The organism is Bifidobacterium oedipodis, assembly GCF_012932425.1.
Taxonomy (GTDB): Bacteria; Actinomycetota; Actinomycetes; order Actinomycetales; family Bifidobacteriaceae; genus Bifidobacterium; species Bifidobacterium oedipodis.
In genome coordinates this window covers 398,420-416,138 of the sequence record NZ_JAAIII010000003.1, presented here as the reverse complement: position 1 = coordinate 416,138, position 17,719 = coordinate 398,420, and the positions used below count along the sequence as shown (strand labels likewise).

Below are 17,719 nucleotides of genomic sequence, written 5' to 3'. Positions count from 1 at the left end.
TCTCGTTCCTCACCTAAACTGGACGCATGTCTTACAAACTAGTACTGCTCCGACATGGTCAGAGCGCATGGAATAAAACCAATCAGTTCACCGGCTGGGTCGACGTCCCGCTGACCGAGCAGGGTGTCGAGGAAGCCAAGAACGGCGGCCGCCTGCTCAAGGAAAAGAACGTCCTTCCCGACATCGTCTTCACCTCGATGCTGCGCCGCGCCATCAACACCGCCAACGTCGCGCTGGATGAGGCCGATCGCCTCTGGATTCCGGTCAAGCGCAACTGGCGTCTCAACGAGCGTCACTATGGCGCTCTGCAGGGCAAGAACAAGACCGAGATCCGCGAAGAGTACGGCGACGAGAAGTTCATGCTGTGGCGTCGTTCCTACGCGACCCCGCCGCCCGAAATCGATCCGAACGATCAGTACGCTCAGAACAACGATCCGCGTTACGCGGGCGATCCGGTGCCGGAAGCTGAGTGCTTGGCCGATGTGGTCGAGCGCGTGAAGCCCTACTGGGAGTCCGACATCATCCCGGAACTCAAGGCTGGCAAGACTGTGCTGATCGCCGCTCACGGCAACAGCCTGCGTGCCATCGTCAAGATGCTTGATGGCCTGACCGAGGAAGAAATCGCCAAGGTCAACATCCCGACCGCCATGCCGCTGCTGTATGAGCTGGATGAGAACTTCAAGCCGATCAAGCCGCGCGGCGAATACCTCGACCCGGAGGCTGCCGCCGCCGGTGCCGCAGCCGTCGCCGCTCAGGGCCAGAAGTGATCAAAGGTCTATTGACCCTGTGACAACGGATGGCTCCGCCGGCACGGAAGCCCACTGGGCTTCCTCTTTGGCCGGCTCGCGTGGGCTGCCTGCCAAGCGGGCAGCTCAAGGGTCAGAAGTGATTAAAGGGCTATTGACCCTGTAAAACGGTGAAAGGGGAACCACGTGTACGCGTGGTTCCCCTTTTTCGTACCTTCGGAATGCTTTCGAATCCGCTACGAAAAAACGGCAACCAGCCGCAGCCGGTTGCCGTTTCTGGCATCCCCGTGGGGATAAGTTGGGAAACTCAGTCGATGTCAGTGCCTTCGTCGCGAGTCGGCTCCTTGCTCGGGTCGAAACCGGAGACGATGAACACCACGCGGCGTGCGGCGGACACGGCGTGATCGCCGAGGCGCTCAAGGAAGCGACCAAGCAGCACGATATCGACGGTCTGCTGACGGGTGATATCGTCAGACAAGGCCAGCTCGAAGGTCTTGTGGTGCAGGTCGTCCAGCTTGTCGTCGTTGAGGATGATGTTCTCAGCGGTTTTGGTGTCACGCACGGAGAGCATATTGACCAGCTCGTCGGCCGTGGTGTTCAGGAAGTCGATCATCTCGGTGAACACCGGCTGGGCGACTTCAGGCAGCGGCGACGCCGGATAGGTGCGACGGGCAGCCTCGGCAACGTGACGTGCCAGATCGCCCATACGCTCGAAGGTGGAGGCGAGACGCATAGTGGACACCACCACGCGCAAATCGGTGGCCACCGGGTTCTGCTTGGCGAGTAGCTTGACGCACTGGTCAATCACTGAGGATTCCAGAGCATCGATTTCGATATCGCCGTCGATGACGGTCTGTGCGGCCTCAACGTCCTGCTTCAGCAGCGCTTCCCCGGCGCCGTTGATCGCCTTACGAACGGCCTGCGCCATGCGATCGAGGTCATCAGCTACCTGCTTCAGCTCCTCGTTGAAAATAACGCGCATTTCTCTAGCCTTTCATGAGCATTCATGCTTCTGGTATTACAACCTGTACCAGTGTATTATCCCAGCACTCCCGGCTCACGGCAACGTAGGCAATCGCAACCTTACGTTGTTCCAAAGTTCATTGAATAGTTCATTTTGAATTCATCTTCGTGGCGGTTGCTGTGTGCGGGTCGCGCAGCTGCCCAGCCCTAGGTGTGAAAGAATGGAACCATGATTGAGATGCCGATTGCCGCGTTTGTTGCTCTCTGCCTCGTGCTTGCCATGCTGGTGGTTGGGGCTGTTGTTGTGGCGGTGGGGGTTGCCACACACCGTTTCCGCGTTGATTCGGCGCAAAGCGATGACACCGATGGTGACGATCTATCCGACGACACCGCCACGCTGCTGTCCCTGCTGCCGGGAGCATCGATTGTGGTCGATGAGCACGATGAAGTAGTGCGGTCCAGCCCCGACGCCTACCGTCTGGGTGTGGTGTCCGATGATGCCATCGTCGATTCGCAGGTGCTGGATGCCGTGCACAAAGCCCGGCGCTCCGGCGGCAAGCGACAGTTCGATTTGACCACCGCCACGCCGGAACGCTTCATCGCGCAAGGCGATCGGAAACAGGCTGCGGCGACGAAGTCGGTGCAGCGTCCTAACTGGCTCAAAGTTACAGTGGGGCGTATCAACGATCGTTTCGTTATTGTGCTGCTCACCGATGTCAGTGAGGCGGTGCGGTTCAACCAGGTGCGCGACTCCTTTATTACTAACGTGTCCGAACAGTTGCTGGGGCCCACCGAAGCGTTGGCCAAGTTGGCCGACTCATTGGAGTGTGAGGTGCGCGATCCTGCGCAGATTGCCGCCGACGCGCGTCAGGTGCGTTCCAGCTGCACCAAACTCAACCATATGGTTTCCGATTTGCTGCTGCTGATTCGTGCGCAGGAGCCGGTGACGCCATCGTCGGCCAACCGACTGAACGTAATGGAACAGCTGCAGGCTATTGTCGCGCACGTAACGCCGCAAGCTGAGGCTGCTGACGTCACATTGAACGTTGGGGGAGCAGACGATGTGGTGATTAACGGCGACACCAATCAGATCGATAGTGCGGTGACCAAGCTCATCGAGAACGCCATCGGGTATTCGAATCCGGGCGGCATGGTGAGTATCACCGTTGCCAAGGCCGAGGATGGCCAGCATGCGGTAATCCGCGTAATCGATCAGGGCGTGGGTATTGCCAAAAAGGATCAGTCACGCATCTTTGAGCGATTCTATCGTGGTGCCGAGCAGAGTGAGCGCACGGCGGACGGCGTGGGTTTGGGCCTAGCCATCGTCAAGCATGTGGCGTTGACGCACCATGGCGATGTGTCGGTATGGAGCACCCCGGGGCAGGGCAGCACATTTACCCTGAGCCTGCCGCTGGCCCGGTAGCGCAGGAAACGTCTCCTATTCGCCGAGACGGCGATAATCCCAGCGGTCGAAGTATTCCCAAATCAACAGCAGCACGCCGATCACCACGCCGCAGACGCACATCGTCACCAACGGCATCGTGTCACGATCGAACGCCAGCAATACCAACGACACGACCAACGCAATAGCCCACAGGCCTGTTCCTATGCCGAACGCTTTACGCAGGTCGACACGAACGGGTTTGGGCGCGGGCTTGCGAACCGCGGGATCGATGAGGGGCGCGAATTTCATACTGCCTGACACTAGCCAGTGCCACGGTCATTTGTCGGTTGCAGCGGATGATGTGGCAGTCTTTGCGCCAGATTTCCGCTGGTTTTGTGCGTGCGGGGGCTTTACGATAAGCAAACGCCCCTGCTGCGACCGATATAGTATCGGCATACAACAGGGGCGTTCAATCGCTAGTGAAGTACGATGCGTGAGGAAAACCATCGCCAGCAGCTGCAGAAAATCACCGGCAGCCTCTGGCGATTACCTCGACTACAAACGTTCTGCCACGTAATCAACGCACTTGGTGAAGGCTTCGACATCGGCCGGATCCACCGAAGGGAACACGCCGACACGCAGCTGGTTGCGACCAAGCTTGCGATAGCCAGAGGCATCCACAATGCCGTTGGCACGCAGCTCGGCAAGCACCTGGGAGGCCGGAAGCGCATCATCCAAATCAATGGTGACCACAGCGGTGGAACGCGCCGCAGGATCGGTGACGAACGGATGCGCATACTCGCTCTTCTCAGCCCAGGAATACAGGATGGAGGCCGATTCGGCGCAGCGTGCGGTGGGCCAAGCCAAACCACCATTGGCGTTCAGCCAGCGAATCTGGTTCTCCATCATGATCAGAGTGGCCACAGCCGGAGTGTTCAACGTCTGATCCTTGCGCGAATTGTTCAGCGCCTGGGTAAGCGAAAGGAACGGCGGCACCCAGCGACGTGCGCCATCAGCCGTGGCACTCGCCTCCACTTTGGCCGCGCGCTCGATTGCGGCGGGGGAGAGTACGGCCACCCACAGGCCGCCGTCGGAACCGAAAGCCTTCTGCGGGGAGAAGTAATAGGCATCGGTTTGGCTGATATCGATCGGCAGTGCGCCGGCCGCGCTGGTGCCGTCGATAACGGTTAACGCACCGGCCTCGGCGCTGCCCGGCACGCGACGGATCGGAGCGGCGACACCGGTGGAGGTTTCGTTATGCGCCCAGCAGTATGTATCCACACCTTCGGTGAGTTCCGGCAGTCGGTAGGTGCCGGGCTCGCCTTCGAACACAGCCGGATCCTCAAGGAAGGGCGCGTTCTTGGCGGAAGCGGCGAACTTCGAGCTGAAGGAGCCATAGGTGCCGAAAGCAGCACGACGTTCGATCAGGCAGGCGCAGGCGACCTCCCAGAATGCGCTGGCGCCGCCGTTGCCCAGCGCGATTTCGTAGCCGTCGGGCAGGTTGAAGAATTGAGTCAGCCCTTCGCGGATCGAGGCGACGATCTGCTTGACGGGCGTCTGGCGATGCGAGGTGCCGAGCGGGCCGAGTGCCGCGGCGTCAAGCGCGGCGACTTGTTCGGGGCGAATCTTGCTGGGGCCGGAGCCGAAGCGACCGTCGTTGGGCTTCAGGGAATCAGGAATAATCACACTCATAATCCCTAGGGTAGTTGCCGTGCGCGAAGAGGGGCGGATATGCCCGATTGGCGGGCATAACGCTGACAGGTAGTTGACGGGTAGTCCAAACATCAATCGTTTGACACGCCCGAACCGCACGATATGTGGTTGAGGTTTGACCCGTACCCGTTGTACAGTACATACCTGTGACGGTAATGTGACGCCCGCACGAGGGGCGTCCCGAACCCATCCAAGGAGTTTTTGATATGAAGCATGCCTCGCATAAAGCAACCAAGGCCTCGGGCCAGAAGTTCAGCTTAGCGAAGGCGCTTTTCGCCTCCGGCAAGGGTTCGCATTCCACCCGCTGCGTGCGCGCCGTTCAGGCGGCAGGCGGCGATGCTGTGACGCTGGGACTTGATCCCGCAGTGGCGGAAAAGATCAACGAAATCGCGCCTCAGTCGCGTCGTGCCATTCGTGAGGCTGCCCGCGCAGCCGAGCGTCGCAGCCATATTCTTGCCTCCGCCTCTCTGGCGGCCTTGGTGGGTACTGCAGCCACCGCTGTGGCCTTTACCGGCAACGATGAGAACTTGAACCCCCTGCTTGCTGATCCGGCGACCACGACCACGCAGATTAAGCGTGTCAACGTCTCCGACACCGTTTCTCGTGACGAAGCCCGTACTCCGCTGGAGTCGTCCGTCGCCCAGCAGTCCACCGCCGATGGTGGCGAATGGGCGCTGAGCAATTCAGACAACTCTCTGGACACCAAGCTGATGAACCGCAACACCGCGAACAATCCGGTGGTCTCCCAGCTGGTCGATCAGGATGAAGCCGTTCTTCCCGCCGGATTCAACCCCAACCATGAAGTTGGCACCGAAACCAACAACTACCCGTGGGGTCAGTGCACGTGGTATGCCTACCAGCGTCGCGCTGAACTGGGACTGCCCGTCAGCGGCAACTTCGGTAACGGCGGCATGTGGGCCGATTCCGCCAGGAGCTTGGGCTATTGGGTGGATAACACCGCACGCCACGTCGGCGATATCGTGGTGTTCACCGGTGGTCAGGAAGGTGCCAGCCTGCTTTACGGGCATGTGGCCATCGTCGAAAAAATCAATCAGGATGGTTCGATTGAGGTTTCCGAATCGAACGTCAAGGGGCTTGGCGAGATTTCCCAGCGTACTTTCTCCGCCGAATCCGCATCCAAGCTGCAGTACATTCACTACTGATCATCACTGAGATATGTGTCGCTGTTAGTGCATCGCGACACGCCGATGATTATAAGTGCTCACACCATCTTTGCCTAGCCGGTTTTGAGGCTTGCCGGACGGCAGCGTGTATGGTGAGGGTTTATGAAGATTACTTCTGTTGCATCTGCCGCAATCGCCGCTTGCATGGCGGCGGCCTGCCTGTGCGCCTTCGCTCCGGCGGCAAACGCGGCCGAGGGCACCATCACCTCTACTAAATCGTTCCCCGCATATGCGCAGGTGCGTCAGAATCTGATGGCTGAAGCCACATCCACCAGCGTTGAAGATGGCTCGAACTGGGGTGGCATTGAAAGCCTGAACGTTCCCCAGACCGAATCACAGGCCGAAAAGGAAGCTGCGGCTCAGAAGAAGGCCGAAGAAGAGGCTCAGGCCCAGCAAGAGGCCGAAGAGGCAACCCAGACCGCTGCCCCTGCCGAGCAATCCGTCGCCGCTAGCCGCAATACCTATCGCGATACCGTCACCACCGTGTCCGCTGGTGCCGGTGCCTCGGTGGACGCCGCATATGGTCTGATCGGCCAATCCATGGATTGCACGATGCTGGTGACGTTGGCACTGGCCGCACGCGGCATTGATTTCCACGGCTGGCCTGCGCAATACGCGAATATTCCGGGAGCCCAGGTAGTCACCGACGGCACGATGCAGGCCGGCGACATTCTGATTTGGGGCAATGCCCATGTGGCACTGTATGTCGGTAACGGCCAAGCCATTCACGGCGGTTGGTCCGGTGGTACCGTGGCCCTCGCCGGACTGGACGTGACCACTTCTGAATATTCCGGATATCCGAGCACTGTGGTGCGTATTCCCTGATGCTTTGTTGTGACAATACTTTCTGCGACCATCTGACGTTGAGCTGATGGTCTGAACAGATACGCTTATGAATCACCCGGCTGCATGGTTCGCCATCCAGCCGGGTTTTGTATGTGGCGTGTTGCACAGAGAAGCTGAGATTGCCGGTTATGCCTTAGGCTGAGGGTAACGGTGCTGCTAAGTTAGTGCAGTGATGATGAAGATTAAGCAAATTGTGTCTGTTGTCGCGGCTGTTGCTGCGACCGGTATCTTGTGCGCGGGCGTTGCACCCGCAGCCAACAGCGCCGAAGAGAGCGCTGTTGTCTCATCTCGTTCCTTCCCCAAAGTGGTGTCGGTTAAGAAGAACCTGCTGGCCGAAGCCTCCTCCACTGCGGTTGATGATGCGTCCAACTGGGGCGGCATCGAAAATCTGAACGTTCCCGAAACCGAATCGCAGGCCGAAAAAGAGGCCGCAGCCCAGCAGCAGGCCGATGAACAGGCCGCTCAGCAGCAGGCAGAAGCTGCAAACCGATCCTCGCAGCGTGAGGCCTTGGGCAATTCCGATGCTGCGGGAACTGCTGATGGAACCGGCACCGACTCCACCGCTGGCAGCGTCGAAGCTCCTGCGGCCAATAGCAGTATTGGTGCCTACGCCGCGCAATTTGTCGGCTATCCCTATGTATACGGCGGCAACACTCCGGCCGGCTGGGATTGCTCGGGCTTTACCCAGTGGGTGTTCGCCCAATTCGGCAAGAACATCGGGCGCACCACCTACCAGCAGGTGAACGCCGGTGTGCATGTGACTGATCCGCAGCCCGGCGATCTTATGATTTCCACTGATGTGAGCCATGCCGGCATCTATCTGGGCAACGGCCTGATGATTCATGCCATGAACCCTAGTACCGGCACGCAGATTTCTGCCGTTGCCAGCGTGGTGCCGAGCAGCTATTACTACATTCGCGTGCAGTAGCTTGCAAGGCAAATAACAGACACACGGTAAGCATCTGATGTTGTGGGCGCATCCTTTAGGGGGTGCGCCCACAGCGTATTTCAGCAAAGTCTTTGGCCTTGCCTACGCGCCAAAGCGCGTGTTGCGGGGTATTGTTGGAGATACGCGCAAGGCGTTCACGCACGTTGCGCAACAATAACGTCAAGGAGGTCGTGATGATTAACGACAAGGCTATTCTCGTCGGTGTTGACGGGTCGCATGCCAGCTATAAGGCAACATGGTGGGCCGCGAACTATGCCAAGCATGCTGGACTGACGCTGCAGATTGTCTGCGCGTATTCACTGCCCAGTTATGCTGCCGTATCATTTGATGCCACATACACGGCGATGGGGGATGATAACGCCGCGCACTCCGACGCGCAGGAGATTCTGTCCAAGGCCAAGGCCATTGCGGATGAGCAGGGCGTTGAGGCCGCCACGCTGATTGTTACGGGCGATCCGGCCTCGGTATTTGTGGAACTGTCGCGCAACTACAACCTCATCGTTATCGGCAACCGCGGCAAGGGAGGCCTGGCCGAGCGCCTGCTGGGCACCACGTCCTCGTCGCTGCCTGCTTACGCCTATTGCCCGATCGTTGTGGTGCCTTATACCGATGACGACGGCAATCTGATGCATTTGAACAATACGATCACCAAGGTGGCGGTTGGTTCCGACGAATCCAAGTGGGGTCTGAAGGCTCTGGATATCGCCGCTGACTTCGCCTCCTGCTGGAACGCCGAGCTTGATGTGATCTCCGCCGTGCCGAACCTGAAGGGTGTGGATGGCGAGGACGCCGTGATGGAATCCTACAAGGATGATCTGGAGGTGCGTATCAAGCCGCTGCAGGAGTCGCATCCGAATCTGACCATCAACAAGCAGATCGTCTCCGGCCCGGCCGTCAGCGCGCTGACCAAGGCCAGCTATGACCATGATGTGGTGGTTGTGGGCTCTCGTGGCCGTGGCGGTTTCACCGGCCTGCTGCTTGGCTCGACCAGCCAGGGCCTGCTGCAGCACGCGGTTGGCCCGGTGTATGTGGTGCCGCGCAAGTATGTGGAGGCTGCGGAGTCCCGTCTCGACACCGTGCCGAGCTCACCCGCCGAAGTGCCCACCAAGTCGCTGGAGGATATCGCTGGCGTCGAGGAGATTCCAGTGGAGCCCGCACCGGCCGCAGTGGTCGAGCAGATCGAAAGCACCATTGATCCCGAGCGTCAGGGCTGAGTCTCTGCTCTTTCGATAGATGCGAAGGGGGGCATCCGAACCATTCGTCCGGATGCCCCCTTCGCGTGTCTTGAATCGTTAGCGACGAATCGTCACGTCCATGCGTACGGGCGTTTCCTGCACATAGGTGTGCTTGACCGTGCAGCCCTTGTCCACGTGGCGGGTGATGCGCTCTTTGAGCTTGTCGGCATCCTCGTCCGAAAGGCCGGCGTCCACGGCGTCAACCACCAGCTGTTCGTTGAAGTTGATATAGGCGTCGTTGTCGGCATCATACGTGCCGTCCACCACGATTTTCGCGCCCTTGCCTTCGCCCAGTGTGTGCTCGATGGCGAACTGGCTGGACAGCGCCGCGCAGCCGGCCAGAGCGATCTTCATCAGGTCACCCGGCGTGAACTGGCCACGATCCTTGCCGAACTTGATGTGAGCGCCGTCTTCGCTGAACGCATCCCAGCTGCCGTCCTTGTTGCGCTCGACCCACAGTCGCTTGCCCATAATGCCTCCTTGTGGCTTGATCAGGCTTGCAGTAACCCCACTATTATGCCTTGAGAACAACCCATGGCATACCATCGTTGCGCACAGTGTGGCACAGTGTGAGCATTATCGCATCATCAATGTCGACTGCTTTGGTACACACGATTGCGCCGATCGCCCGCTACACTGGGATGCTATGGCTTTGACTCAAGAACAGCTCGATGATATTCGCGCTCGTATTCCCGCGCGCCCAGACACCGATATTCCGATGCCCTACGAGGATCTGGTCCGAAAGATCCTCACCGAGGGCACGTTGAAGTCCGATCGCACCGGCACCGGCACGATCTCCCTGTTCGGACAGCAGATGCGCTTCGATTTAAGCCACGCCTTCGCATCCTCGGGCGAATCGCCCCACGGCGAGGGCTTCCCGCTGCTGACCACCAAAACGGTGTTCTTCCGCGGGCTCGCCACCGAGCTGCTGTGGTTCCTGCGCGGCTCCGACGGCGGCAACATCAAGTATCTTCTGGAACGCAACGTGCACATCTGGGACGAATGGGCCGACGAGAACGGCGACCTCGGCCCGGTGTACGGCGTGCAGTGGCGTTCCTGGCCCGCGCCCACGCCGGACGATCCGAACCACACCATCGACCAGATCGCGAACGTGCTTGACCTGATCCGCAACCATCCCGATTCGCGCCGCATGGTCGTCTCCGCGTGGAATCCCGCCGAGGTCGAGCAGATGGCGCTGCCGCCATGCCACGCGCTGTTCCAGTTCTATGTGGCCGACGGCCGTCTCAGCTGCCAGCTGTACCAGCGTTCGTGCGACATGTTCCTCGGCGTGCCGTTCAATATCGCCTCCTATGCGCTGCTCACCTTGATGATGGCGCAGCAGGCCGGCCTGGAGCCGGGGGAGTTCGTGTGGACGGGTGGCGACTGCCATGTGTACGACAACCACATCGACCAGGTGCTTGAGCAGTTGAGCCGCGAGCCTTACCCGTATCCGCGCATCGCGATGGACAAGGCCGCCTCGTTGTTCGACTACGACTATGAGAACTTCCATATCGTCGGCTACCAGCATCATCCCACCATTAAGGCACCCGTAGCCGTCTGAGCCGCCCGATACACTGTGAGCCAGCTTGACCAAACCCAAGGAGTGAGTGAAATGGAGCATGACAGTAGCCGCAGTGGCTATCACGAACCCGAGCCCGGATTTGCCGGGCTGCCTGCCACCGAAGAGGATTGGGGTGATGATTACCCCAAAACGTTTTCGGTGAACCTTATCTGGGCCGAGGCTCGCGACAAGGAAGGTCGCGCTGGTGCCATCGGGCTCAATGGCGGCATGCCGTGGCATTGCGCTGAGGATATGAAGCATTTCAAGGAGCTGACCGTTTCCCATCCGGTGATTATGGGACGGAAGACTTGGGAGTCGTTCCAGCCCAAATATCGTCCGTTGCCCAACCGTGACAATATCGTCATCTCGCATGATCCGATGTATCGAGCTCCGGGTGCCACGGTGGTTACCAGCCTTGATGATGCGCTTGATTTGGCCCGTCAGGAAGCCATTCCGGACGATGGTTTGGATCGTTCTGAAATCTGGGTTATCGGCGGTGCGCAATTGTTCGGTGAAGCTCTGCCTTTTGCCAATAAGGCGTATGTGACGCAGCTGGCTTGCACGGTGGATGCCGATGCCTATGCTCCCGATATCGCCGCTTTGGTGGAGTCAGGGCTGTGGCATGAGGTGTCTGTCAGCGAATGGATGACGCCGGCCAAGCAGGAGGGTGTTGAAGCGTATCGTTTCATCACCTTCGCCAAGACCAAGTGACGTTGCCAAGGGGAGATGCATGACCAACAAGGCCAATACACCATATACCGTTATGACCGTGTGCACTGGCAACATCTGCCGTTCGCCCATGGGAGAAATTATTCTGCGCCACTTCTTTAACGAGCGTGGCTTGGGGCAGCAGGTCGTGGTGGAATCCAGCGGCGTGTCTGATGAGGAGTGGAGTCATCCGATTGACCCGCGTGCTGTGCGCGTGCTGAAGCAGCGTGGTTATGGCGATGAGATTCCGCGTGATCATTTCGCTCACCGTATTTCCCGTGAGGAGATTGAACGCACCGATTTGTTCCTGCCGATGACTGCTTCGCATATGCGTGCGCTGAAGCGTATGCTGCCTCCGGGCAAGCGCAGCGAAGTGCATATGTATCGCAGTTTTGATCCGGATCTGCCCACTCCCGCGCCTGGGCATGAGGATTCGATCGATTTGGTAGATCCGTGGTACGGCGGCAATCGAGAATTCGAAATCGCCATCGATCAAATCGAATCCGTAGCGCCATACGTGGTTGAATGGGTGGCCAGCCGCATTTCCGAAGGAAATGCATAAGCTGGCCACGCGAGCCGGATCAGCGAAAGCCCGGTGGGCTTTCGCCCGGCGGAGCCAGCCGTTTCCAAAATTGGCCAGCCGCATTTCCGAAGGAAATGCATAAGCTGGCCACGCGAGCCGGATCAGCGAAAGCCCGGTGGGCTTTCGCCCGGCGGAGCCAGCCTTTTTAAAACTGGCCAGCCGCATGTCCTGCAGAAACACGGCCACCGCACAATCCCGCCAACATTCCCAACTCCACCCACAAAAAGTGCCTCTAGCAGCCGCTCAATGCCGTTCTAGAGGCACTTTCGGTATGTGTTCCCTCAATAAGTGCCTCCTAGGACCTCGCAACGCCGTGTTAGGGGCACTTATCGTTTTTCTTCCGCAAGAAGTGCCTCCTACTGGCCTTATCCGCTCCGTAGGAGGCACTTTTCGTAGAATTCCGAAAGAAAGTGCCGCATACGATACTCCTAGTCGGTATGTTGTGGCACTTATCGCGGAACGTTCCTCAATAAGTGCCGCATACTAGCTTGTTATACAATACAGTGGTATCATGTTTTGCAAGATACTGAATCATGCGGATGCAGTAACCAACATAGGAAAGGAGGGTTCATGGGCGAAACGAGCGAAACCACTGTGCCAACGCAAATGCTCAAAGGCGTAATCGAAGGCTGCGTGCTCGCGGTAATCGCACGCGAGGAAACCTATGGGTACGCCATTTCCCAACAGCTGTCGGACTACGGCTTTGGCGCAATCGCCGAGGGAACGATCTATCCGGTGTTGTTGCGACTGGAGCGCAACGGCCATATCGCCTCACAGTATCGGCAATCGGCACTAGGGCCCAAACGTAAGTATTACACCCTCACCGAGCAGGGGGAACGTGCGCTGCAGGAATTCCAGCTGCAATTCAGCACGCTTGCCGGCGCAGTGCATTCCCTATTCGAAGACACAGCGCCGATACTAAATTCCTCAACCACTCAGGGCGCAACCAATAAGGACATTAAGGAGACTGAATCATGAGCAGGAACAGTCGTGCGCTTCGTAAGGCCAACAACGAACTTGAACATCGGGTCAAATCCGTCGATGAGGATGCGCTGACCAATATCACGGTGTATTTGCGTTCGTCGAATTTGACGACCACGCAACAGGAACTTGTGCGCCGCGACATCATTACCATGCTGATTGATGGCGAGGGTCGCGGGCAGACCGCCGCAAGCATATTGGGGAAAGATTATCGCGCATTCTGCGATGAGATTATCGCCGCAGTGCCGCATATGTCGCTTACACAGCGCATCTTGCGGATTGCAGGCATGCTGTCCGCTGCTCTGGCAGTTGCGTGCGTCTGCCTGCTGTCGGTGGGAATTGCAAATGGGTATGCTGATGCGACGCTGCCGATAATAGTGCTCCCTCTGGGCGCCATCATCCAATACGCAATATTTGGTGCGATAGCGATCTTGCTGGTCTGGCAGTTAACGCGTCATGCCTTTGACATATTTGGCAGTCAACATGCCTCTGTTCACAAAATCGTCGTCTGGATCGGTTATGGGATAGGTGTGGTTGCTGGCGTTGTCATTGCCATATGGCTGCGTGAGCCGGTACTCCATATGCATGTGCTGGTCGGTGTACTTATCGTCGTGGCTGTTTCGGCTATTGCGATAGCCATCGATTGTTGGGAGGACTAAAAGAACTGCCTCTTGTGCTATCGGTCGGTATCAGTGCCATGCTGATGTCGGCCAATAGCACATCATCGCGGTAGGGGAGAAAAACAAAAAGCCTCGCACTACTGCGAGGCTTGGTGGTGGCTCCGAGCGGGATCGATCCGCTGACCTAACGATTTTCAGTCGTTCGCTCTACCAACTGAGCTACAGAGCCATGAACAGTTGAAAAAACCCGGCGAACCGGGTTAATCATCTATTCCAGCGACCCCGGCCGGACTTGAACCGGTGACCTCCGCCGTGACAGGGCGGCGCTCTAACCAACTGAGCTACGGGGCCGTGTTTCTCGCGTTTCCGTGAGGCAACGAGTAGATATATTACTCGAAGCTGAGACTAACGCAAATCGAGGCGTGTCTTCGGCGTGTCGCGCTTATGAAAAAGTGCTGAAAACGTTGCAATTAAGCCGTTTTCAGCACTTTTCCCGTTCAGGCGATATCGCCAGTGCGTGAGTACTGTTCCAGCAGTCGTTGGACCTCATCAAGGTCAATATCGCCGTAATCCGGCGTGTCGGAATAGTCGGAGTAGTCGGAATCGTTATAGCCGCGGCACTCCATGCCGTTATCCAAGCCGTACTCGCACCATTCTGGATACGATCCAGAATCGCCGTAGTGTGTGGCGACTTCGCCGATAACCCAGAATGCGAAGGCGATCACTGCGATGAGCAGCAGCGTGAATATGGCGTTGAGCACGATGCCGGCGATGGCCAGTCCCTTGCTTTTCTCACCGGATTTGTTGATCTGCACCAGCGAGATGATGGAAATAACCAAGCCGACGGGAGGCAGAACGAATGCCAACACGAAGCCGACGATGCACAGCACATTCCAGCGTGCATAGGCAGGGGGCATAGGCGCGTAATAGCCTGGCCCTTGCGGCGGGTAGCCATACGGCTGTGCATAAGGGTTGGCACCATAGCCGCCAGGCTGCCCGGGCTGCCCAGCTTGACCCGGCTGCCCGTATGTTTGCGATGCTTGAGCGTTCGGATCGCCGGCCTGCCCTTGTTGGCCGTATTCGGGTGCCGCTTGCGGAGTGTAGGCTCCGTATGTGGGCGTCGGGCCATAGGACTCGGCGTTAGGATTGACGTTTGCCGTAGGCGTCGTAGGCGACGTGGGCTGATCGTAGGGAGTTTGCCCAGACTGCTGATCGTAGGATTGCTGATCGTAAGGGGAATTGTGCTGAGGCGCACTATGAGGTTCATTCATAACACCATTGTATTGCACTATCACGAATGCGGCCATAGGCGAACAGTGGATGCGAGGCGTTTGCAATAACCCTGATGCTAAGGTGGAGGCGAATGCTGGGCTGCCGTCGGCGACTACGTTGAACGGGCCGCCCGTGCCCGCGCTGGCAGCATATGTATGCGACCGTGCGCAGGGCAATGGATAAGGCGACGATAAGGATGTGACATGACCCAGGATGATGTGCAGCAAACAGCGGTGAACGCGAGCGCTGATGAGCCGGTAGAGGCTGCCGAACGCACCCCCGAGGGGCACCCGCTGCACAAGGTGCTGTCGTTTGTGCGCCGCTCGGGCCGACTGGACGCCCGTTTGCAGCGCGCGTGGGACAATTACGCCGACAAGTATCTGCTGGATATCAGCGCTGGCGGCAACACATTGGACGTGCGTGAGGGATTCGTATTCGATCGTGCATTCATCGAACGCACCTGGGGCAACGATAACCCGTTGATTGTGGAAATCGGCACCGGACAGGGCGAGAACGTAGTCGCCGCGGCCGCGTCACATCCGGAACGCAACTTCCTGGCGTTGGAGGTCTATGATCCCGGCGTGGCACATACGCTGCTGCTCGCCGGCAAGCAGGGGCTTGACAATATTCGCGTGGCACAGGTGAACGCACCCGAACTGTTCAAGGTGGCGGCGCCGGGCGTTGTGGAAGAAGTATGGACCTTCTTCCCCGACCCGTGGCCCAAGAAAAAGCATCATAAGCGTCGCATTGTGCAGGAGGCGCTGGCCGCCGACATCCATCGTGCGCTGGCCGATGGTGGCGTGTGGCGCATCGCCACTGATATCGAGGATTATGCGTTGCATGTGCACGAGGTGATGGATGCGTTGCCGGACTGGCGCAACGCAGGCGGCATAACCGTAAGCCTGCCGACCGAGCATGTGGGCAAAGGCAATGCCGATTTGGCCGAAAGCATGCCGCACGCCGATTTCCAGGAATCGGAGCGTTTCGCCGGTCGTGTGCTCACCAATTTCGAAAACAAGGGCTTGACCGCCGGCCGCGTGATCCACGACTTCACCTACGCCAAAGCGTAAGCCACTTGCACACATCTGCTGTGTGCGTTGCCGGCAGCACGAAATGTGCGGAAGAAAGGCAATGTGCGTGGAAGGACGTGCGGCAGGCGCGTGTGACTGCCGCACAACGTGCGTAAGCTGAAACTAGCAGGCTGAAATTCAGAGAATGGGGGTGCGGCAGACATGGCGGATGAGCTGACAGATGGTATGGCACCAAGCGCAGTGGGGGAGCAGCAGTCTGTCGACGAGCAGGCTTGGCAGACCGTAGCTAAGCAGGATATTGGCCAATGGGCCACATCAATGCCCAAGGATGCTGATGGCAACGCTATCGATTGGCAGTGGGTCGCCTCGCTGGATTTGGCTGGTGGCGTTGGCGCCGGTGTGCCGAATGCAGGTGCGCCAGCGGCACCGGATTGCGACGCGCAATCCGTGCACGATGCGCTCAAAGCCGACTATGCCACGCGCGATCGCTTGGAAGCGATCATCGCCCAGTGCAACAGCACATTCATGACCGATTTCGACCGACTTATCGCCTCCTATCGTTTGCCACGTGCGCTCGCTTACGCCAACCGCCGGCTCAACGATGAAATCAATACACTGATCAGTCTTGGCGAGCGGATGCGCTTGTGGAAGGCCAGCCGCGAAAAGCAGGGCAGGACCACCGCGGTAGTGCTCAGGCCTTATGCCGATGCTTCCCATCTGCACAATTCGAATCAAGGTTCACTGCCGTTGCTGGCAACCGACGATGGTGCGCAAGCAGATGATGCCGCAGGTCTCGCCGCACAACCGGTAGCCATCGAACTGGATGATATTCAGGATCGTACGGCTGTGATTCTCAACGAACGTGCCGAACGCCGCAAAAACCAGCGCTTCCAGAAGCATGCCAGCAATACTTCCATGTCGCGCGCGAATCTGTCGCAGGTGACCAGCCCCGGAGGCAGTCGTGTGCAGGAGAGCGGCGGCAATGGCCTGAATGGCGGCTTGGGCAGTAGCACTGGCAGCGGCATCAGCCGTCCGCTTGACGCCAACGGCAAACCCTACCCACAGCCCGACTGGCGCGACGCCTATCTGCCCGGCCGTGACGTGGACACGGTGATGGGCATCGACATCGAAACCACCGGCACCGATCCCGCCCGCGACTACATCATCGACGTCGGCTTCGAATTCATGAATATGATCAGCCCTAAGCCAGCCGGTCACAATAACGCCTACGGCTACGAACAGCGCTACTATGAGGCCGGCGACGCCTACGGGCAGGCCCGTCTGTCGTTCGGCGTCACTGAGCGCTGCGCACAACTGGGCAATCCCTTCATCCTGCAGCTCACTGGCATCGACGTGCGCGCTCGCGGTCCACAAACCGGCATGCGTATGTTCGACGAATGGCCCCAAGCGCAGACCGGACTGCTGTCTCGCCTGAGCCAACAACCGTACGTGGCTCACAACGCCACCTTCGAACACGGCTGGTTCATGCTCAACGTTGCCGGATATGCGGAAAGCTACCGGGCCGGGCATATCACCATCATCGATACCATGCCGATGAGCCGGCAGTGGGATCCCGGTTCTGCTCCCAGCGAAGGCCATCCATATGGCGACAATACGCTTGACTCCTACGCCAAGCGCCAAGGAGCGTTGGACTTAAGTCGCAAAGAGCGTCATCTTGGTCTCGAAGACGCGCACATTATGCTGGTAGCGATGAAGCATCATCTTGCCTCACTGAAAGCCGAAGGTCGTGGCCCTTGGGGTGCGGGCGGCAAAGGCGGCGTCGGTGGCAAATGCTGCGGGCGTCGTAGGTAAACGAATCCAGCAACCGGGCCGGCAGTCGGAAAGTGGCACCACAAATAGGCAGAAGGATGCACTTCACAGGCAGGCGCCGGCAGGTGACGGACAAGACGGCAATACGAACAAGCGGCGTCGGGCGGTAACGC

General features: G+C 58.7%; 18 protein-coding genes and 2 tRNA genes. 13 read left to right on the top strand and 7 right to left on the bottom strand.

Translation table 11 applies throughout. The features are described 5' to 3' along the window. Nucleotides 1-26 precede the first annotated feature (26 nt). Entirely contained in the window at nt 27-767 is a 741-nt protein-coding gene (locus G1C95_RS06815; protein WP_169172192.1) for a phosphoglyceromutase, read from the top strand. A 286-nt stretch (nt 768-1,053) separates the two neighbouring features. Here the strand turns inward: G1C95_RS06815 and phoU are convergent, their stop codons facing one another. Beyond that, on the bottom strand, nt 1,054-1,728 hold the full coding sequence (gene phoU, locus G1C95_RS06810) for a phosphate signaling complex protein PhoU (RefSeq protein WP_169172191.1): 675 nt from the start codon (nt 1,726-1,728) through the stop codon (nt 1,054-1,056). Between the two features lie 210 nt (nt 1,729-1,938). On the opposite strand from phoU, the gene G1C95_RS06805 reads away from it, so the two are divergent. Then, entirely contained in the window at nt 1,939-3,132 is a 1,194-nt protein-coding gene (locus G1C95_RS06805) for a sensor histidine kinase (protein WP_169172190.1), read from the top strand. 15 nt (nt 3,133-3,147) lie between these two features. Here the strand turns inward: G1C95_RS06805 and G1C95_RS06800 are convergent, their stop codons facing one another. After that, complete coding sequence (locus G1C95_RS06800) at nt 3,148-3,402, bottom strand: DUF2530 domain-containing protein (protein ID WP_169172189.1); 255 nt, start codon at nt 3,400-3,402, stop codon at nt 3,148-3,150. Nucleotides 3,403-3,648: 246 nt separating this feature from the next. Beyond that, nucleotides 3,649-4,785, bottom strand: coding sequence for a phosphoserine transaminase (gene serC / locus G1C95_RS06795; protein ID WP_169172188.1), 1,137 nt, complete (start codon nt 4,783-4,785; stop codon nt 3,649-3,651). A gap of 227 nt (nt 4,786-5,012) precedes the next feature. Between serC and G1C95_RS06790 the strand changes: the two genes are divergently transcribed. From G1C95_RS06790 to G1C95_RS06775, 4 genes are all read left to right on the top strand, one after another. Beyond that, nucleotides 5,013-5,969 (top strand): CHAP domain-containing protein, encoded by a 957-nt coding sequence (locus G1C95_RS06790; protein ID WP_169172187.1) that lies wholly within the window; start codon nt 5,013-5,015, stop codon nt 5,967-5,969. A 123-nt stretch (nt 5,970-6,092) separates the two neighbouring features. Next, entirely contained in the window at nt 6,093-6,815 is a 723-nt protein-coding gene (locus tag G1C95_RS06785) for an NlpC/P60 family protein (protein ID WP_169172186.1), read from the top strand. A 193-nt stretch (nt 6,816-7,008) separates the two neighbouring features. Further along, nucleotides 7,009-7,764, top strand: a complete 756-nt coding sequence (locus G1C95_RS06780; RefSeq protein ID WP_205832739.1) for a C40 family peptidase — start codon at nt 7,009-7,011, stop codon at nt 7,762-7,764. Between the two features lie 194 nt (nt 7,765-7,958). Then, on the top strand, nt 7,959-8,999 hold the full coding sequence (locus G1C95_RS06775) for a universal stress protein (protein ID WP_169172184.1): 1,041 nt from the start codon (nt 7,959-7,961) through the stop codon (nt 8,997-8,999). A gap of 78 nt (nt 9,000-9,077) precedes the next feature. On the opposite strand, the gene G1C95_RS06770 is transcribed toward G1C95_RS06775, so the two are convergent. Further along, a complete protein-coding gene (locus G1C95_RS06770) occupies nt 9,078-9,491 on the bottom strand; it encodes an OsmC family protein (protein WP_169172183.1) in 414 nt (137 codons plus the stop codon). A gap of 175 nt (nt 9,492-9,666) precedes the next feature. On the opposite strand from G1C95_RS06770, the gene G1C95_RS06765 reads away from it, so the two are divergent. The 5 genes from G1C95_RS06765 (at nt 9,667) to G1C95_RS06745 (ending at nt 13,512) form a co-directional block, all read left to right on the top strand. Continuing rightward, nucleotides 9,667-10,581 (top strand): thymidylate synthase, encoded by a 915-nt coding sequence (locus tag G1C95_RS06765; RefSeq protein ID WP_169172182.1) that lies wholly within the window; start codon nt 9,667-9,669, stop codon nt 10,579-10,581. A gap of 51 nt (nt 10,582-10,632) precedes the next feature. After that, nucleotides 10,633-11,292 carry a dihydrofolate reductase gene (locus tag G1C95_RS06760; RefSeq protein ID WP_169172181.1) on the top strand — a complete coding sequence of 220 codons (660 nt, stop codon included), beginning with the start codon at nt 10,633-10,635 and terminating at the stop codon, nt 11,290-11,292. Nucleotides 11,293-11,311: 19 nt separating this feature from the next. Beyond that, on the top strand, nt 11,312-11,851 hold the full coding sequence (locus G1C95_RS06755) for a low molecular weight protein-tyrosine-phosphatase (protein ID WP_169172180.1): 540 nt from the start codon (nt 11,312-11,314) through the stop codon (nt 11,849-11,851). Between the two features lie 591 nt (nt 11,852-12,442). Then, complete coding sequence (locus G1C95_RS06750; RefSeq protein ID WP_205832738.1) at nt 12,443-12,850, top strand: PadR family transcriptional regulator; 408 nt, start codon at nt 12,443-12,445, stop codon at nt 12,848-12,850. After that, a complete protein-coding gene (locus G1C95_RS06745) occupies nt 12,847-13,512 on the top strand; it encodes a DUF1129 domain-containing protein (RefSeq protein ID WP_169172179.1) in 666 nt (221 codons plus the stop codon). The genes G1C95_RS06750 and G1C95_RS06745 overlap by 4 nt, the downstream gene beginning before the upstream one ends. Before the next feature lie 114 nt (nt 13,513-13,626). Here the strand turns inward: G1C95_RS06745 and G1C95_RS06740 are convergent. From G1C95_RS06740 to G1C95_RS12560, 3 genes are all read right to left on the bottom strand, one after another. Next, nucleotides 13,627-13,702 (bottom strand) — tRNA-Phe (locus tag G1C95_RS06740). A gap of 48 nt (nt 13,703-13,750) precedes the next feature. Then, nucleotides 13,751-13,824: transfer RNA gene (locus G1C95_RS06735), tRNA-Asp, on the bottom strand. 146 nt (nt 13,825-13,970) lie between these two features. Then, nucleotides 13,971-14,744: a DUF4190 domain-containing protein gene (locus G1C95_RS12560; protein WP_240947467.1), complete on the bottom strand. Its 774-nt coding sequence runs from the start codon at nt 14,742-14,744 to the stop codon at nt 13,971-13,973. Nucleotides 14,745-14,948: 204 nt separating this feature from the next. Here G1C95_RS12560 and trmB point away from each other — a divergent pair, with 204 nt between their 5' ends. Together trmB and G1C95_RS06720 are read left to right on the top strand one after the other, a co-directional pair. Beyond that, complete coding sequence (gene trmB / locus G1C95_RS06725) at nt 14,949-15,815, top strand: tRNA (guanosine(46)-N7)-methyltransferase TrmB (RefSeq protein ID WP_169172178.1); 867 nt, start codon at nt 14,949-14,951, stop codon at nt 15,813-15,815. Between the two features lie 186 nt (nt 15,816-16,001). Then, nucleotides 16,002-17,588, top strand: a complete 1,587-nt coding sequence (locus G1C95_RS06720; RefSeq protein ID WP_169172231.1) for a PolC-type DNA polymerase III domain-containing protein — start codon at nt 16,002-16,004, stop codon at nt 17,586-17,588. Nucleotides 17,589-17,719: the final 131 nt, after the last annotated feature.

Excerpts from the sequence above, each read along its gene's own strand:
- G1C95_RS06815 (WP_169172192.1), top strand. The coding sequence starts at position 27 with ATGTCTTACAAACTAGTACTGCTCCGACATGGTCAGAGCGCATGGAAT.
- G1C95_RS06755 (WP_169172180.1), top strand. The coding sequence starts at position 11,312 with ATGACCAACAAGGCCAATACACCATATACCGTTATGACCGTGTGCACT.
- G1C95_RS06775 (WP_169172184.1), top strand. The coding sequence starts at position 7,959 with ATGATTAACGACAAGGCTATTCTCGTCGGTGTTGACGGGTCGCATGCC.
- G1C95_RS06770 (WP_169172183.1), bottom strand. The coding sequence starts at position 9,491 with ATGGGCAAGCGACTGTGGGTCGAGCGCAACAAGGACGGCAGCTGGGAT.
- G1C95_RS06790 (WP_169172187.1), top strand. The coding sequence starts at position 5,013 with ATGAAGCATGCCTCGCATAAAGCAACCAAGGCCTCGGGCCAGAAGTTC.
- G1C95_RS06745 (WP_169172179.1), top strand. The coding sequence starts at position 12,847 with ATGAGCAGGAACAGTCGTGCGCTTCGTAAGGCCAACAACGAACTTGAA.
- phoU (WP_169172191.1), bottom strand. The coding sequence starts at position 1,728 with ATGCGCGTTATTTTCAACGAGGAGCTGAAGCAGGTAGCTGATGACCTC.
- trmB (WP_169172178.1), top strand. The coding sequence starts at position 14,949 with ATGACCCAGGATGATGTGCAGCAAACAGCGGTGAACGCGAGCGCTGAT.
- G1C95_RS06780 (WP_205832739.1), top strand. The coding sequence starts at position 7,009 with ATGATGAAGATTAAGCAAATTGTGTCTGTTGTCGCGGCTGTTGCTGCG.
- G1C95_RS12560 (WP_240947467.1), bottom strand. The coding sequence starts at position 14,744 with ATGAATGAACCTCATAGTGCGCCTCAGCACAATTCCCCTTACGATCAG.
- G1C95_RS06760 (WP_169172181.1), top strand. The coding sequence starts at position 10,633 with ATGGAGCATGACAGTAGCCGCAGTGGCTATCACGAACCCGAGCCCGGA.
- serC (WP_169172188.1), bottom strand. The coding sequence starts at position 4,785 with ATGAGTGTGATTATTCCTGATTCCCTGAAGCCCAACGACGGTCGCTTC.
- G1C95_RS06765 (WP_169172182.1), top strand. The coding sequence starts at position 9,667 with ATGGCTTTGACTCAAGAACAGCTCGATGATATTCGCGCTCGTATTCCC.
- G1C95_RS06750 (WP_205832738.1), top strand. The coding sequence starts at position 12,443 with ATGGGCGAAACGAGCGAAACCACTGTGCCAACGCAAATGCTCAAAGGC.
- G1C95_RS06785 (WP_169172186.1), top strand. The coding sequence starts at position 6,093 with ATGAAGATTACTTCTGTTGCATCTGCCGCAATCGCCGCTTGCATGGCG.
- G1C95_RS06800 (WP_169172189.1), bottom strand. The coding sequence starts at position 3,402 with ATGAAATTCGCGCCCCTCATCGATCCCGCGGTTCGCAAGCCCGCGCCC.
- G1C95_RS06805 (WP_169172190.1), top strand. The coding sequence starts at position 1,939 with ATGATTGAGATGCCGATTGCCGCGTTTGTTGCTCTCTGCCTCGTGCTT.
- G1C95_RS06720 (WP_169172231.1), top strand. The coding sequence starts at position 16,002 with ATGGCACCAAGCGCAGTGGGGGAGCAGCAGTCTGTCGACGAGCAGGCT.